At 74.2% G+C, this 15118-nt stretch carries 9 protein-coding genes; 7 read left to right on the plus strand and 2 right to left on the minus strand.

Features of this window, described 5'->3' with window-relative positions; all coding sequences use genetic code 11:
- Positions 1-52: 52 nt before the first annotated feature.
- Positions 53-580: an Rv3235 family protein gene (locus ABZY91_RS31185; protein ID WP_355406197.1), complete on the minus strand. Its 528-nt coding sequence runs from the start codon at positions 578-580 to the stop codon at positions 53-55.
- A 520-nt stretch (positions 581-1100) separates the two neighbouring features.
- Between ABZY91_RS31185 and ABZY91_RS31190 the strand changes: the two genes are divergently transcribed.
- From ABZY91_RS31190 to ABZY91_RS31220, 7 genes are all read left to right on the plus strand, one after another.
- Positions 1101-2186, plus strand: a complete 1086-nt coding sequence (locus ABZY91_RS31190; RefSeq protein ID WP_355406199.1) for a patatin-like phospholipase family protein — start codon at positions 1101-1103, stop codon at positions 2184-2186.
- Positions 2187-2463: 277 nt separating this feature from the next.
- Positions 2464-2973 (plus strand): hypothetical protein, encoded by a 510-nt coding sequence (locus ABZY91_RS31195; RefSeq protein ID WP_329883568.1) that lies wholly within the window; start codon positions 2464-2466, stop codon positions 2971-2973.
- Between the two features lie 193 nt (positions 2974-3166).
- Positions 3167-3823 (plus strand): HAD family hydrolase, encoded by a 657-nt coding sequence (locus ABZY91_RS31200; protein ID WP_329883570.1) that lies wholly within the window; start codon positions 3167-3169, stop codon positions 3821-3823.
- Positions 3824-4156: 333 nt separating this feature from the next.
- A complete protein-coding gene (gene pruA, locus ABZY91_RS31205; protein ID WP_355406212.1) occupies positions 4157-5782 on the plus strand; it encodes an L-glutamate gamma-semialdehyde dehydrogenase in 1626 nt (541 codons plus the stop codon).
- 309 nt (positions 5783-6091) lie between these two features.
- On the plus strand, positions 6092-11038 hold the full coding sequence (locus ABZY91_RS31210) for an NAD-glutamate dehydrogenase (protein ID WP_355406202.1): 4947 nt from the start codon (positions 6092-6094) through the stop codon (positions 11036-11038).
- Positions 11039-11272: 234 nt separating this feature from the next.
- On the plus strand, positions 11273-11902 hold the full coding sequence (locus ABZY91_RS31215) for an RNA polymerase sigma factor (protein WP_355406204.1): 630 nt from the start codon (positions 11273-11275) through the stop codon (positions 11900-11902).
- On the plus strand, positions 11899-12954 hold the full coding sequence (locus ABZY91_RS31220; RefSeq protein WP_355406206.1) for a CU044_5270 family protein: 1056 nt from the start codon (positions 11899-11901) through the stop codon (positions 12952-12954). Before ABZY91_RS31215 ends, ABZY91_RS31220 begins: the two co-directional genes overlap by 4 nt.
- A gap of 135 nt (positions 12955-13089) precedes the next feature.
- On the opposite strand, the gene ABZY91_RS31225 is transcribed toward ABZY91_RS31220, so the two are convergent.
- On the minus strand, positions 13090-15118 hold a 2029-nt coding region (locus ABZY91_RS31225), incomplete at its 5' end, for an FtsK/SpoIIIE domain-containing protein (protein ID WP_355406208.1).

The following is a 15118-nucleotide window of genomic DNA, read 5'->3' on the forward strand; positions in this document are numbered from 1 at the left end:
TCCCGTACGGGGGTGGCGCCCTGCGCCGTTCGCGGACGCCCCTGCGGCGCGTTCACCGGGCCTCCACGGCGGTGCACTGCCACTGGCCGGCCGGTCCGCGCCGCTCCAGCCGGAACGCGACCACGTGGTGCCGGGTGCCGAGGTCGACCCGGACACAGGCCTCGACGGCCTCCGGCGAGGGCGAGCGGTCGTGTACCGGCCCGAGTCTCGGCCGCTCGCCGGTGCGGGTCCGGCGCAGGGTGCCGGCCCGGACCAGGGCGGCGAGCTGGCCGTAGCCGTCCAGCGTGGTGTGGCGCAGCAGCTGGCCGGACGGCCGGGCGCCGGTGAGCACCTCCACCAGCTGGTGGGCGAACCGGGTGCTCAGCCCGGCGCGCGGGTCGTGGCCGGGCGCGGCGGCGCAGGCGGCTCGGGGGTGGCGCGGGCGCCGATCGGTCTGCGGGGCGCGACAGGTCCGGAAGACGGCGCGCGGACGGTGCGGGCGCGCCGACAGCACGGCGGGAGGGCCGGCGGGCCGGACGGGAGGGCCGGCGGCCGGGACGGGCGGGACCGGCGGGGCGGGGCGGTTCGGGCAGGTGGTCATGGGCCTTCCTCGGAGCGGGTGGTACGAGTACGGACGGGTCCTTGCTAGCCGGGGCCCGCACGAGGTGGCAACCGGGTTCCCGGCCCGGCCCGGGGTGGTCCGGAAGTTCACCTATCCGGGTGAGTCGACCGCCGCGGCAAGGGCTGTGGGCCCGGTTCGGGAGGCGCGGGGTTGACGCCCGGCGCCGCGCGGAAGGGCCCGAAAGGGGACGGTGGGATCGCCGGGACGGCGGCGGGCCCGGGCCGGGCCGGGGCGGCCGTGCCGGGCCGGAGACCGGGGCCGAGGGCGGTACGGAGGCCGGAACCGGGTCGGGCCGCGCGGCGGCCGCGTTGCGCGGTCGGCCGGTGGGCGCGCACGATCGGATCCTGACCGGAACCAGGACCGGAACCGGACCCCGAAGCAGGACCGGAACCGGGCCGGGCCCCGGACGGGCCGGACGGGCGGAAGCGCGTGGGCGGCCCGGGACGGCCACCGCCCCCGGCGACACGACCACCGCCCCCGACGACGACAGGCGGCCGGCATGACGACACGGGTACCGACGACACGGCTGTCCGGGACACGGACGGCGGGACCGGGCAGCACCGACGGCGCTCCCCGGCGCGGGCTGGTGCTGGGCGGCGGCGGCATGCTCGGCGCCGCCTGGACGGTCGGTGCGCTGTGCGCCGTCGAGGAGTCGACCGGCTGGCGGCCCGGCGACGCCGAAGTCCTGCTCGGCACCTCGGCGGGCGCGATCCTGGCCGCGCTGCTGGCCGCCGGCGTCGACGCCGGCGGGCTCCGTGACCACCAGCGCGGTCTGCCGGTCACGGACGGGCCGCTGGCCGGGATCGACTTCGACTACGACACGGCGGTCGGCGGTGCCCTGCCGCCGCGCCCACGGGCCGGTATCGGCTCGCCGGGCCTGCTGCGTGACGCGGTCCGCCACCCGCGCGAGTACCCGCTGCTGACCATGGTCTCGGCGATCGCCCCGCACGGCCGGGGTTCGCTGGAGCCGGTGGGCGGGCTGGTCGGTGCCCTGTTCGGCCCCGGCGGCTGGCCGTCCGGGCCGCCGGGTTCGGCGCTGCGGGTCGTGGCGGTGGACTACCGCGGCGGGCACCGGGTGGTCTTCGGGGACGCGGACGCGCCGCCCGCCGACGTCGCCGAGGCGGTGATGGCGTCCTGCGCGATCCCCGGGTGGTTCACGCCGGTCCGGCTGGACGGCTCCGCGTACGTGGACGGCGGCTGCTGGTCGGCCACCAACGCCGATCTGATGCTCGACCGGGGCCTGGACGAGGTGTACGTCCTCGCCCCGATGGCCCTGCGGAACGATCCGCGGGGGCGCTCGAAGCCCGGCCGGGGCACGTCGGACCCGTGGCGCGCCCGGCGCGTCCGGGACCGCCCGCGCGGCGTGCTGGCCCAGCTGGTGAGCCGCTACCGCCGGGCGGTGACCCGGCAACTGCTCCGCGAGGCCGGTCTGCTGCGGGCCGGCGGGGTCCGTGTGCACCTGCTCGCGCCCACGCCGGCGGACCTGGCGGTGATGGGTCCGAACATGATGGATCCGGCCCGCCGGGGCCCGGTCCTGGAGAGCGCCCTGGCCACCTGCCGGGAGGCCCTGGAAGCCGCGCGGTGAGGACGGCGCAGGGGTGACCGGGCAGCCCTCGGCGGACGGACCGGGCCCGGCTGAGGCCCGGCTGCGGGTCCGGCTGCGGTCCAGAGGTCGGGGCGTGCGTCGACGGCCGCGCGCCGGGGCGTGCCGCTGCGGACGGGGCGCCCGGGAGCCCCCGGGCCGCACGCCCGGCGGCGGGTGCGCCGGATCGGGACGAACGCGGTGATCACAGGGCGGCGTCGGGCGCTTATTCTGGGGGCGCTGGAAGCTGTGCCGCTGGACGAACCGGAGAGTGCCACCGATGCGCGTGTACGTGCCCACCACCCTGACCGGCCTGGCGGCGGCCCATTCCGGCGGTGCGCTGGAGCAGTCCGCGGCGTACGCCGTGACGCCCGCGCTGCGCGAGTGGTACGTCAGTGACGACCTGGAGGAACTGGAGTACGCGGCGCTGAACCGGGCCGCCCAGTCCTCGCTGCGGCTGCTGGCCGCCGAACCGGACGCCCCGCGCCGCCGCGTCGTGGTCGCGCTGGACGTCGCCGACTCGGCGGTGAAGCCGTTCCCCGGCGACGAGTACCAGGACCAGGCCTCGCTCGGCCGGGTGGTGCTCGCCGGACCGGTGAAGCTGGCCAAGGCGGCCGCGGTGCACGCGGACGTGGCCGACCAGGACGTGGTCACGGACGTCGAGGCGGCGGTGGCCGCGGTGGCGGCGGCCGACGCGGGCGACCAGGACGCCCAGTTCACCGTGGACGGCGCCGAGGACCACGACCTGCTCTGGTTCGCCACCCAGGAGATCACCGCACTGCTCCCCTGAGCCTGCCGGGGTCCGCCGGGGTCCGCCGGGCCGACCTGACGGCCGGGGTCCGCCGGGTGCCGGCGGGAGCTGCCCGTCCGTCCGCCCCACCCGCCCCACCCGCCCTGACCGGCGGGTCGGCGGTTCCGGCGGACGAGGGCGCGGTGATTCCCGCCCTACCGGTCTGTCGGTACCCGGCGTTACCGTTCCCTGCGTGCGCACTCATATCGTCTGGGACTGGAACGGCACGCTCTTCCATGACATGGAGGCGGTGCTCGGAGCGAGCAACGCCGCATTCGCGACCGTCGGCGTCGGGCCGATGACGCTGCAGGAGTACCGCGAGCAGTACGAGATCCCGATTCCCCGTTTCTACCAGCGGCTGCTCGGCCGGCTGCCCTCCGACGCCGAGTGGCTGGAGCTGGACGACGCGTTCCACCGCCGCTACCACGAGCTGAGCGTGGCCTGCGGGCTGACCGAGGGCGTGCTGGACCTGCTGGACGGCTGGCGGGCGGCCGGGCACAGCCAGTCGCTGCTGTCGCTGTACGAGCACACCCGGCTGCTTCCGGTGGTCGACGGCTTCGGCCTGACCGGGCAGTTCCTGCGGGTGGACGGGCGCAGCGGCCCGGCCGGCGGGCAGAAGGCGGAGCATCTGGTCCGGCACCTGGAGGCGCTGGGCGAGCACGTGGACCCGGCCCGGACGGTGCTGATCGGGGACGCGGCGGACGACGCGCTCGCCGCGCTGAGCGCGGGTGCGCACGCCGTGCTGTACACCGGCGGCTCGCACACCCGGCAGAAGCTGGAGCCGGTGGGCGTGCCGGTGGTGGACACGCTGGCCGAGGCGGTCGAGCTGGCCGCCCGGCTCGCCGGCTGAGGCGACACCCGCCTCGCCCGGCTCACCGCCTGAGGCGACACCCGCCCGCGCGTCCACCCGGAGCCCACCGGGGACCGGCCCGGGACCGGACCGGCACCCGCAGAGGATCCGCCGAGGCTCGCCGGCACCCCACCGCCGGCCCGTCGGCCCGCGAGGCCCGGGGCCTGTCCGTACGGCCGCCGGCCGTCGCCCCCGGGTGGCGTGGCGCGCGCCACGTCCACCGTTGGCGTGTCCGGGCGGGCGATCGGGCCCGCCGCTGGTCAGTCTGGAGGGCGTCGGGCCCGTCGTCGGAGCGGGCCGGCCGCCGGACGACGAGTGGAGCCCGCCATGCCCATCGACGCAGTCACCCAGGTCCCGGTCCCGGGCAACGAGCCGGTGCGGACGTACGCGCCCGGCAGCCCGGAGCGGTCCCGGCTGGTGCGGCGGCTGGACGAGCTGGCGGCCGAGCCGGTCCCGCTGCCGATGACCATCGGCGGCGAGCAGCGGTTCGGCGGCGGTGAGCGGATCGACGTCGTCCAGCCGCACCACCACGCGGCGAAGCTGGGCGTGCTCGGCAACGCCACCCGGGAGGACGGCCGGGCCGCGGTGGACGCCGCGCTGGCGGCCGGCCGGGAGTGGCGGTCGCTCTCCTTCGACGACCGGGCGGCGGTGTTCCTGCGCGCCGCCGACCTGCTGGCGGGGCCCTGGCGGGACACCCTGAACGCGGCCACCATGCTCGGGCAGTCCAAGACGGCGCAGCAGGCGGAGATCGACTCGGCCTGCGAACTGATCGACTTCTGGCGGTTCAACGTCCACTTCGCCCGGCAGATCCTGGCCGACCAGCCGGTCTCCTCGCCCGGGGTGTGGAACCGGACCGACCACCGCCCGCTGGAGGGGTTCGTCTACGCGGTCACCCCGTTCAACTTCACCGCCATCGCCGGCAACCTGCCGACCGCGCCCGCACTGATGGGCAACACCGTGGTCTGGAAGCCGGCGCCGGCCCAGACCCTGGCCGCGTACCACCTGATGCGGCTGCTGGAGGCGGCCGGGCTGCCGCCCGGGGTGGTCAACATGGTGACCGGCGACGGACAGCAGCTCTCCGCGGTCGCGCTCGCCGACCCGGCACTGGCCGGGCTGCACTTCACCGGCTCGACGGCCACCTTCCAGTCGCTCTGGCAGACGGTCGGCGCCAACATCGGCACCTACCGGACGTACCCGAGGATCGTGGGGGAGACCGGCGGCAAGGACTTCCTGCTGGCGCACCGCTCGGCCGACCCGCAGGTCCTCAAGACCGCGCTGATCCGCGGCGCCTTCGAGTACCAGGGCCAGAAGTGCTCGGCGCTCTCCCGCGCGTACCTGCCGCGCAGCCTCTGGCAGCGGATCAAGGACGACTTCCTGGCCGAGGTGGACGCGCTGGCCGTCGGCGACGTCACCGACCTGTCGAACTTCATGGGCGCGCTGATCGACCGGCGGGCCTTCGAGAAGAACCGGGACGCGATCGAGCGGGCGAAGAGCGACCCGACGGTGGAGCTGGCGGCCGGCGGCCAGTACGACGACGCGATCGGCTGGTTCGTCCGCCCGACCGTGCTGGTCTCCTCGGACCACCGCAACGAGATGTTCCGGACCGAGTACTTCGGACCGATCCTCGCCGTCCACGTCTACGAGGACTCGCGCTGGGAGGACGTGCTCGGCCGGGTCGACGCCGGCGCGCCGTACGGGCTGACCGGCGCGGTGATCGCCCAGGACCGGTACGCGATCGCCCGGGCGGTGGAGGAGCTGCGGTTCGCGGCCGGGAACTTCTACATCAACGACAAGCCGACCGGTGCCGTGGTCGGCCAGCAGCCGTTCGGCGGAGGCCGGGCGTCGGGCACCAACGACAAGGCGGGCGCCGCGCAGAACCTGCTGCGCTGGACGTCGGCCCGGTCGATCAAGGAGACGTTCGTCCCGCCGACCGACCACGTTCACCCGCACATGGGGTGAGCTCCCCGGGCCTTTCGGCTTTCGGCGCAAACCCGAGGGCGGATTGGACAAGGTGTCCAGGACGGACCGATCTTCCTGCGGGTTTGCGCCTCCCTGTCCCCTGACACCTTCGATTGATCCCGTTAGGCTGGCTGGCGTCGTCGGGTGGCTCCGCAGGCCGAACGTTTCGTCCTACCCGCTGCAGGGCTGTTCCATGCGTGCCATGGACTCCTTTCAGCTGGAGGGTGCGGCAGGATTGCGGAAGACCCGGCGGTGCACACCCACACACCACCGAGTCACGCAACGGCGCGCGACAGGAGCCAAGAAGTCATGCAGACCAAGCTGGACGCAGCCAAGGCCGAACTGCTCAGGAAGGCAGCAGCAGCCGCTGAGAACAGCCAGGTGGGGGGAGCGGCGCCGGGGGAGGGTCTGAGCAACGGCGCTCTGACCGCATACCTGCACCACTACTACCTCCACACCGCGCCCGAGGACCTGGTCGACCGCGACCCGGTCGACGTGTACGGCGCGGCCGCCTCCCACTACCGCCTCGGCCTCAAGCGGCCGCAGGGCACCGCCGAGGTGCGGGTGCACACCCCCTCGGTGGAGGAGAACGGCTGGTCCTGCGGCCACACCGTGGTCGAGGTCGTCACCGACGACATGCCCTTCCTGGTCGACTCGGTCACCAACGAGCTGTCCCGCCAGGACCGGGCGATCCACGTCGTCATCCACCCGCAGCTGGTGGTCCGCCGCGACATCACCGGCAAGCTGCTGGAGATCCTCGACGTCGACGCCTGCGCCCGCAGCCAGGCCGCCGGTGCCGAGTGGCCGGCCGACGCGATCGTCGAGTCGTGGATGCACATCGAGGTCGACCGCGAGACCGACCGCGCGGACCTGCGCGCGATCGAGACCGACCTGCGCCGCGTGCTCGGGGACGTCCGCGAGGTCGTCGAGGACTGGGGCAAGATGCGCGACTCCGCGCTCCGCCTCGCCGACGAGCTCGCCGAGCAGCCCCCGACCGGCCTTCCCGAGCAGGAGGTCGGCGAGGCCTGGGAGCTGATGCGCTGGCTCGCCGACGACCACTTCACCTTCCTCGGCTACCGCGAGTACGACCTGGTCGAGCACGAGGGCGAGGAGGTCCTCAAGGCCGTCGCCGGGACCGGCCTCGGCATCCTGCGCTCCGACCCGATCGGCCACGACGACCAGCACCACGCCGTCAGCGAGGCCTTCGGCCGGCTCTCCGCGCCGGTCCGCGCCAAGGCGCACGAGAAGAAGCTGCTCGTCCTGACCAAGGCCAACAGCCGCGCCACGGTGCACCGCCCGTCCTACCTCGACTACGTCGGCGTGAAGAAGTTCGACGCCAACGGCGTGGTCGTCGGCGAGCGCCGCTTCCTCGGCCTGTTCTCGGCCGCCGCGTACACCGAGTCGGTCAGCCGCATCCCCGTGGTCCGCCGCAAGGTCCAGGACGTCATCGCCGAGTCCGGCTTCTCCACCGAGAGCCACGACGGCCGCGACCTGCTCCAGATCCTGGAGACCTTCCCGCGGGACGAGATCTTCCAGACCCCGGCCGGCGAACTGCTCCAGATCGCCACCAGCGTGCTCTACCTGCAGGAACGCCGGAAGCTGCGGCTCTTCCTGCGCCAGGACGAGTACGGGCGCTACTTCTCCGCGCTCGTCTACCTGCCGCGCGACCGCTACACCACCCGCATCCGGCTGCGCCTGATGGACCTCCTGATGCAGGAGCTCAACGGCGCCTCGATCGACTACACGGTCTGGTCGACGGAGTCCGTGCTGACCCGACTGCACTTCGTGGTCCGGGTGACCCCGGGCAGCGAGTTGCCGCACCTGAGCGACGCCGAGGTCGAGCGGATCGAGGCCAGGCTGGCCGAGGCCGCCCGGTTCTGGATGGACGGCTTCAACGACCAGCTGCACGTCGAGCTGGGCGAGGAGAGGGCCGCGGAGCTGTCCCGCAAGTACGCCAACGCCTTCCCCGACGGCTACCGCGCCGACTTCACCGCGCGCACCGCCGTCGCCGACCTCAAGCAGATCGAGTCGCTGCACGGCGAGGGCGACTTCCGCCTCAACCTGTACCAGCCGGTCGGCGCGGGCGACGACGAGCGTCGCTTCAAGATCTACCGGGTGGGCGGCCCGATCTCGCTCACCGAGGTCCTGCCGGTCCTCCAGCGGCTCGGCGTCGAGGTGCTGGACGAGCACCCCTACGCGCTGACCCGTTCCGACCACACCACCGCCTGGGTCTACGACTTCGGTCTGCGGCTGCGCGAGGCGGTCGAGCTGACCGACGAGGCGCGCGAGCGCTTCCAGGAAACCTTCGCCGCCACCTGGACGGGCAAGGCCGAGAACGACGGCTTCAACGAGCTGGTCCTGACCGGCGGGCTGACCTGGCGCCAGGCGATGATGCTGCGCACGTACGCCAAGTACCTGCGCCAGGCGGGCTCCACGTTCTCCCAGGACTACATGGAGGACGCGCTCCGCAACAACACCCACACCACCCGCCTGCTGGTGAACCTCTTCGAGGCCCGGCTGAGCCCCAGCCACCAGCAGGGCGCCCTCGAACTGACCGAGGGGATCCTGGAGGAGCTGTCCGGCGCGCTGGACGAGGTCGTCTCCCTGGACGAGGACCGCATCCTGCGTTCCTTCCTCCACCTGATCAAGGCCACCCTGCGGACCAACTTCTTCCAGCACGACAGCGCGGGCGAGTGGCACTCGTACGTGTCGATGAAGTTCGACCCGAAGGCCATCCCGGACCTGCCGGCCCCGCGCCCGGCGTTCGAGATCTGGGTCTACTCGCCCCAGGTCGAGGGCGTGCACCTGCGCTTCGGCAAGGTCGCCCGCGGTGGTCTGCGCTGGTCCGACCGGCGTGAGGACTTCCGGACCGAGATCCTCGGCCTGGTCAAGGCGCAGATGGTGAAGAACACCGTCATCGTGCCGGTCGGCGCCAAGGGCGGCTTCGTCGCCAAGCAGCTGCCGGACCCGTCGGTGGACCGCGAGGCCTGGCTCGCCGAGGGTATTTCGTCCTACAAGACGTTCATCTCGGCGCTGCTCGACATCACCGACAACCTGGTCGGCGGCGAGGTCGTCCACCCGGCCGACGTGGTCCGCCACGACGAGGACGACACCTACCTGGTCGTCGCCGCCGACAAGGGCACCGCGACCTTCTCCGACATCGCGAACGGCGTCGCCGAGTCGTACGGCTTCTGGCTGGGCGACGCGTTCGCCTCCGGCGGCTCGGCCGGCTACGACCACAAGGGCATGGGCATCACCGCCCGCGGCGCCTGGGAGTCCGTCAAGCGCAACTTCCGCGAACTCGGCGTCGACACCCAGTCCGAGGACTTCAGCGTCATCGGCATCGGTGACATGTCCGGCGACGTCTTCGGCAACGGCATGCTGCTCAGCGAGCACATCCGCCTGGTCGCCGCCTTCGACCACCGGCACATCTTCCTCGACCCCAGCCCGGACGCGGCCGCCTCCTACGCCGAGCGCCGCCGCCTCTTCGAGCTGCCCCGCAGCTCCTGGGACGACTACGACAAGTCGCTGATCTCGTCCGGCGGCGGGGTCTTCCCGCGCAGCGCCAAGTCCATCCCGGTCTCCGCGCAGGTCCGCGAGCGCCTCGGCATCACGGCCTCCAAGCTGACCCCCGCCGAGCTCATGAAGGCCGTCCTGCAGGCGCCCGTCGACCTGTTCTGGAACGGCGGCATCGGCACCTACATCAAGGCCTCCACCGAGACCAACGCCGAGGTCGGCGACAAGGCCAACGACGCGATCCGGGTCAACGGCGAGCAGGTCCGCGCCCGCGTCATCGGTGAGGGCGGCAACCTCGGCTGCACCCAGCTCGGCCGCATCGAGTACGCGGCGACCGGCGGCCCGCAGGCCGGCGGCGGCTGGATCAACACCGACGCCATCGACAACTCGGCCGGCGTGGACACCTCGGACCACGAGGTCAACATCAAGATCCTGCTCAACCAGGTCGTCGGCGACGGCGACATGACGGTGAAGCAGCGCAACACCCTGCTCGCCGAGATGACCGACGAGGTCGGCCACCTCGTGCTGCGCAACAACTACGCGCAGAACGTGGTGCTGGCCAACGCCGTCGCCCAGGCGCACAGCATGGTCAACGTCCACTCCCGGATGATCAACCGCCTGGAGTCGGCCGGCCAGCTCGACCGGGGCCTGGAGTTCCTGCCCGCCGAGCGGCAGATCCGCGAGCGCCAGCAGAACGGCCGGGGCCTGTCCCAGCCGGAGATGTCGGTGCTGCTCGCCTACACCAAGATCACCCTGGCCGACGAGCTGCTCGCCACCGAGCTGCCCGACGACCCGTTCTTCCGCACCGCGCTGCACGACTACTTCCCGAGCGCGCTGCGGACCCGGTTCGCCGAGCAGATCGACCAGCACGCCCTGCGCCGCGAGATCATCACCACGCTGATCGTCAACGACACGATCAACCGCGGTGGCTGCACCTTCGCCTTCCGCCTGAAGGAGGAGACCGGCGCCACCTACGAGGAGATCGCCCGGACGCACACCGCCGCGCGGGCCGTCTTCGGCCTGGAGGAGATCTGGGGCGAGATCGAGGCACTGGACAACCAGGTCCCGGCCCGTGCCCAGACCAAGATGCGCCTGCACTCGCGCCGCCTGGTCGAGCGCGCCACCCGGTGGATGCTCAACAACCGGCGCCAGCCGCTGGACATCGCCGGCACCATCGAGTTCTTCCACGACCGGGTCAACCAGGTCTGGGGCTCGCTGCCCAAGCCGCTCCGCGGCGAGGACCTGGCCTGGTTCGAGTCGATCTACAACGAGCTGGCCGAGGCCGGCGTGCCGGAGGCGCTCGCCACCCGGATCGCGGGCCTCTCCTCGACCTTCCCGACCCTGGACATCACCGAGGTCGCGGACCGGTCCGGCAAGGACGTCGCCGACGTCGCCGAGCTCTACTACGACCTCGCCGACCGCCTGCAGATCACCCACCTGCTCGACCGCATCATCGAGCTGCCCCGGACGGACCGCTGGTCGTCGATGGCCCGTGCCGCCATCCGCGAGGACCTCTTCGCGGCCCACGCGGCGCTGACCGCCGACATCCTGGCCTGCGGCCCCGACGGCGCCACCCCCGAGGAGCGCTACAGCGACTGGGCGGACCTCAACTCCACCCTGCTGAACCGCGCCAAGAGCACCCTCGACGACATAAGGGGTTCGGACAACTACGAGCTGTCCAGCCTCTCGGTCGCGATGCGCGTCATCCGCACCCTGCTCCGCACGGGCTCGATGCGCTGACGGACGGCTGTTCACCCGGCGGGGGCGGGGCGCGGGAGGCGGGGGGCCCCGGGGGGGTGGTGACGCGGGGGGCGACGGCCCACCGGGACCCCCGGGGGGGGGGGCCCGGGGAGGGGCCGGCGGGTTGTCCCCCCGGGGGGCCCGCGCCCCCGGCGGCGGGCCCGCCGTGTTGTGCTGTCCGGGGAACCCGGGGAACCCGGGGAACCCGGTGGGCCGGTGCGGACAGGTGGGGGTGTGGAGCTGTCACAGCGGGGTCGGTTGAGGAACGGGGACCAGTGGGCGTTCGGGGAGCTGTTCGACGAGACAGCGGGTGACCTGTACCGGTACGCGGTGCGGGTGTCGGGGGACTGGGCGGTCGCGGAGGACGTCGTCCAGCTGACCTTCCTTGAGGCGTGGCGGCTGCGCCACAGACTGCACGAGGGCGACGAGTCGGTGCGCCCCTGGCTGTTCGGGGTCGCCGCCAACGTGCTGCGCAACACGGCCCGTGCGGCCCGGCGGCACCGGGCCGCGATGGAGCGGTTGCCGGAGCGCGACGTGGTGCCGGACTTCGCCGACGAGCTGGTCGGGCGCCTCGACGACAGTGCCCAGCTGGCCGCCGCCCGGCGCGCCCTGGTCCGGTTGCGGAAGGCCGAGCGGGACGTGTTCGGCCTCTGCGTCTGGGCCGGGCTGGACTACGCGAGCGCCGCGGAGGCCCTCGGCGTGCCGATCGGGACGGTGCGTTCGCGGCTCTCGCGCGCCCGCACCAAGCTGCGCGCGCTGGCGGAGGAAGAGCTCGGAAGTGGACGGGAACTCCGCGCGGAGGTCGGACAGGTACGGGGTGGCCGCGTCGATGCGGCCCGGTCGACACGGGAGACGAACCGATGAACGAGCACGAACGTGCGGAGCTGGCGCGGCTGTTGCCGCCGCCGGCGCGGCCCGAACTCTCTGCCGACCGCCACCGGCTGTTGAGGGGACATCTGATGAGTGAGATCCGGGAGACGAAGCCCGCGCGGGTCCGACGCGGAAAGCTCGGCTGGGTGGCGGTTCCGGCCCTGGCGGGCGGTCTGGCGCTGGCGGTGGTGCTGACGGCGGGCGGCGGTGAGGGCAGCCCGCAGAAGCAGCAGCAGGTCCAGAGCCGGACCACCGGGGACACCACGCTGAACGCGGCCCCGGCCGCCGCCGTGCAGCTGCTGACGCAGGTCGCCGACACCGCGGCCGGCAAGCCCGACCAGAAGCCCGGCAAGAACCAGTTCGTCTACGTGGACAGCCTGGTCTCCTTCGCCACCGTCAACCTGGCCACCGGCGAGTCGACCATCGACGAGCCGCACCGCCGTCAGATCTGGCTCTCGGCGGACGGCAGCCAGTGGGGCGTGCTGAAGGAGGAGGGGAGGTCCCACGAGACGGGCGAGCGCAAGCCCGGGGACACGCGTCCCGCGCCGCGCACCGACGGCGGCGAGTGGGTCGACCCGACCACCAAGCCGAGCCTGAACGCTCCGACGTACGCGTACCTGGCCGGACTGCCGACCGACCCGGACGCGCTGCTGAAGAAGATCTACACGGAGACCAAGGGCCAGGGCCGGACCCCCGACCAGGAGGCCTTCACGACCATCGGCGACCTGCTGCGCGAGCAGCTGGCGCCGCCGGCGGTCAGCGCCGCGCTCTACCGGGCGGCGGCGAAGATCCCCGGGGTCACCGTGATCGACGACTCGGTGGACGCGTCGGGCCGGCACGGTGTGGCCGTGGCGCACGTGGACGGCGGCGTCCGGAGCGAGTGGATCTTCGACCCGAAGACCCACGAGTTCCTCGGCGAGCGTCTGGTCGTCGTCGGCGAGGGCAGCGATCTGGGCAAGCCGGGCACGGTGTCCGGGCACTCGGCGGTGCTGGGCCGCACGGTCACCGCCCAGGCCGGTGAGGAGCCGAAGCAGAAGAACGCCTGATCGCGTCGTCAGTGAAGCTGTGGGGCCCGGTGGAAGCGGGCCCCACAGCCGTCTTCGGTGCCCGGTGCCCCCGGTGCCCCCGGTGCCCCCGGCGTCCTTGGTGCCCCGAGCCCGGTGCCCGGCGTGCCCGTGGGGTCAGCGCCCGGCCGCCCGCTGCAGCGCGCTGGCGAGCAGGGCGAGGTCGGTCGGCCCGTTGCCCAGCTCGCGCACCGGACGACGGGCCGGCGGCGCCCCCAGCTGGAGCGGGTCGATCGCGACGACCGTGGGCCGCAGGGTGGCGGTGCGCGGGATGCGGCCGCTGATCCGGGCGGTCTGGAACGCGGTCACGCCGCCGTCCGGCAGCCGCAGGTAGCCGCGGCCCGGGGTGGAGTCCGGCAGCGCGGCGGCGTCGCCGAGGTGGATGAGCAGGTCGGAGTCGGCCGGGTCGTCGGTGCGCAGCGCGATCCGCAGCAGGGCGGCCTCGTCGACCTCGGTGCCGGCGCTCTCCTCCGGGCGTCCGGTGGCCACCGCGAGGTGGACGCCGAGCGGGCCGCCGCGCCGGGCGACGGCGGCCAGTGCCCGGGCGAGCGGCCGGCCGGCCGGGGAGGTGGGGGAGAGCAGCGCGTCGTAGTCGTCGACCACGACGACGAGCCGGGCCGGGACCGGGCCGGCGGGTGCGGCCGGCGCGGCGGGCGGCGCCGGCGGTTCGGAGCTGCGGGGCTGGACGATCCGGGGCACGGACGGCGTGCCGCCCGCACCGACGACGGCGGGGACGGGGACGGCCGGCCGGTCGGCGTGGAGGGTGTCGTCGAGCCCCCCGTCGAGGATGCGGGTGGCGTGCCAGGAGGCGAAGTCCAGCCCGTCGAAGAGCCGCTCGCGCAGTTCCAGCTCGTCCTCCAGCGCCTCGGCGGCGAGCAGCGCCGCGCGCGGGTCGGTGGCGGCGTTGACCAGCCCGGTGACGTGCGGCAGCTCGGTGCACCCGGCGAGGCCGCCCTCGCCGGCCCGGCCCTCGACGACGGTGACGGCCAGCCGCTCGGGGCGCTCGGAGACCGCCAGCGAGGCGATCAGGGTCCGCAGCAGCTCGGTCTTGCCGGAGCCGCGCGCGCCGCCGACCAGCAGGTGCGGGCCGCCCGGGTCGGGGGACGGGAGGGTGAGCTCCGGGTCGGCGAGGTCGAGGGTGCAGAGCTCGTCGCGCGTGGTGCCGAGCAGGGCGGTGGCGGCGCCGATGCCGCCGGCGTGCGCGTCCCAGCGGGCGGAGAGCTTGGCGGGGGTGACGGTGTCGAGCTGGAGCAGGTCGAGCAGGCGCAGGGCGTCCGGGAGCGGGCCGCGGGTGACGGGTGCGGCCTCGCGCAGCGGGGCGAGGACGCGGGCGAGCCGTTCGGCCCAGGCGTCCGAGACCGCGTCGAGGGAGACCTCGTGCAGGGTCTCCCGGCCGCGGGCGACCGGCCGGTCGAGCGAGAGCTGGGTGCCGACCTCGCCGGTGATCAGGGCGGTGGCGCCGATGCCGCGGGGCAGCAGTTCGGGCTGTTCGGCGAGGCAGACCGGGAAGATGCCGACGGCCGGGCCCTGTCGCAACAGCAGGTCGAGGGCCTGCCGGGCGGCCTGGCTGTTCGGGCGCCCGTCGACCACCACGACGGTGGCGGGGTGGCCGCCGAGACCGGTCGGGCCGGTGAGGCGGGTGGTGAGCTCGGTGAGCCGGGCGGTGGCCTGGTCGTCGTCGAGGCCGAGCAGTAGCCGGCAGTCCTGGCCGTCGGTGGGGCGCAGGTGGGGCAGCCAGAGCGCCCAGGCCCAGGTGTCGGCGCGGTCCTGCGGGGCGCGGGCCGGGTCGGCGTCGACCACGACGAGGCTGAGCCCGGTCGGCGGGTGCAGCGCCGCGAGCTGGGCGACGACGGCGCGGGTGAGCGCGTCGAGCCGGTCGCGCGGTCCGCTGAGGCCGAGGCTCCCGGCGGTCTGCAGGTCGAGCGTGACCGGGACGGCGGGCAGCACGGTGCCGGGGGAGGTGCCGGGGCCGCCGGGCCGGTCGGCGGTGCCGAGCCGCAGGGTGAGCGCGTCGGGGTGGCCGGGGCCGCGCTCCCAGAGCCGGGGGCCGGGGCCGAGCGCGTTGAGCAGCAGGGTGGCGAGGTCGGGCCAGCGCTCGCGCTGGGCGGCGGCCTGCCGGGTGCGGACGGCGGCGTGGTGGCGCTCG

The organism is Kitasatospora sp. NPDC002965, assembly GCF_040611255.1.
Classification (GTDB): domain Bacteria; phylum Actinomycetota; class Actinomycetes; order Streptomycetales; family Streptomycetaceae; genus Kitasatospora.

Coding starts and splice junctions, on each gene's coding strand:
- ABZY91_RS31185 (WP_355406197.1), bottom strand. CDS start 580: ATGACCACCTGCCCGAACCGCCCCGCCCCGCCGGTCCCGCCCGTCCCG.
- ABZY91_RS31190 (WP_355406199.1), top strand. CDS start 1,101: ATGACGACACGGGTACCGACGACACGGCTGTCCGGGACACGGACGGCG.
- ABZY91_RS31195 (WP_329883568.1), top strand. CDS start 2,464: ATGCGCGTGTACGTGCCCACCACCCTGACCGGCCTGGCGGCGGCCCAT.
- ABZY91_RS31210 (WP_355406202.1), top strand. CDS start 6,092: ATGCAGACCAAGCTGGACGCAGCCAAGGCCGAACTGCTCAGGAAGGCA.
- ABZY91_RS31220 (WP_355406206.1), top strand. CDS start 11,899: ATGAACGAGCACGAACGTGCGGAGCTGGCGCGGCTGTTGCCGCCGCCG.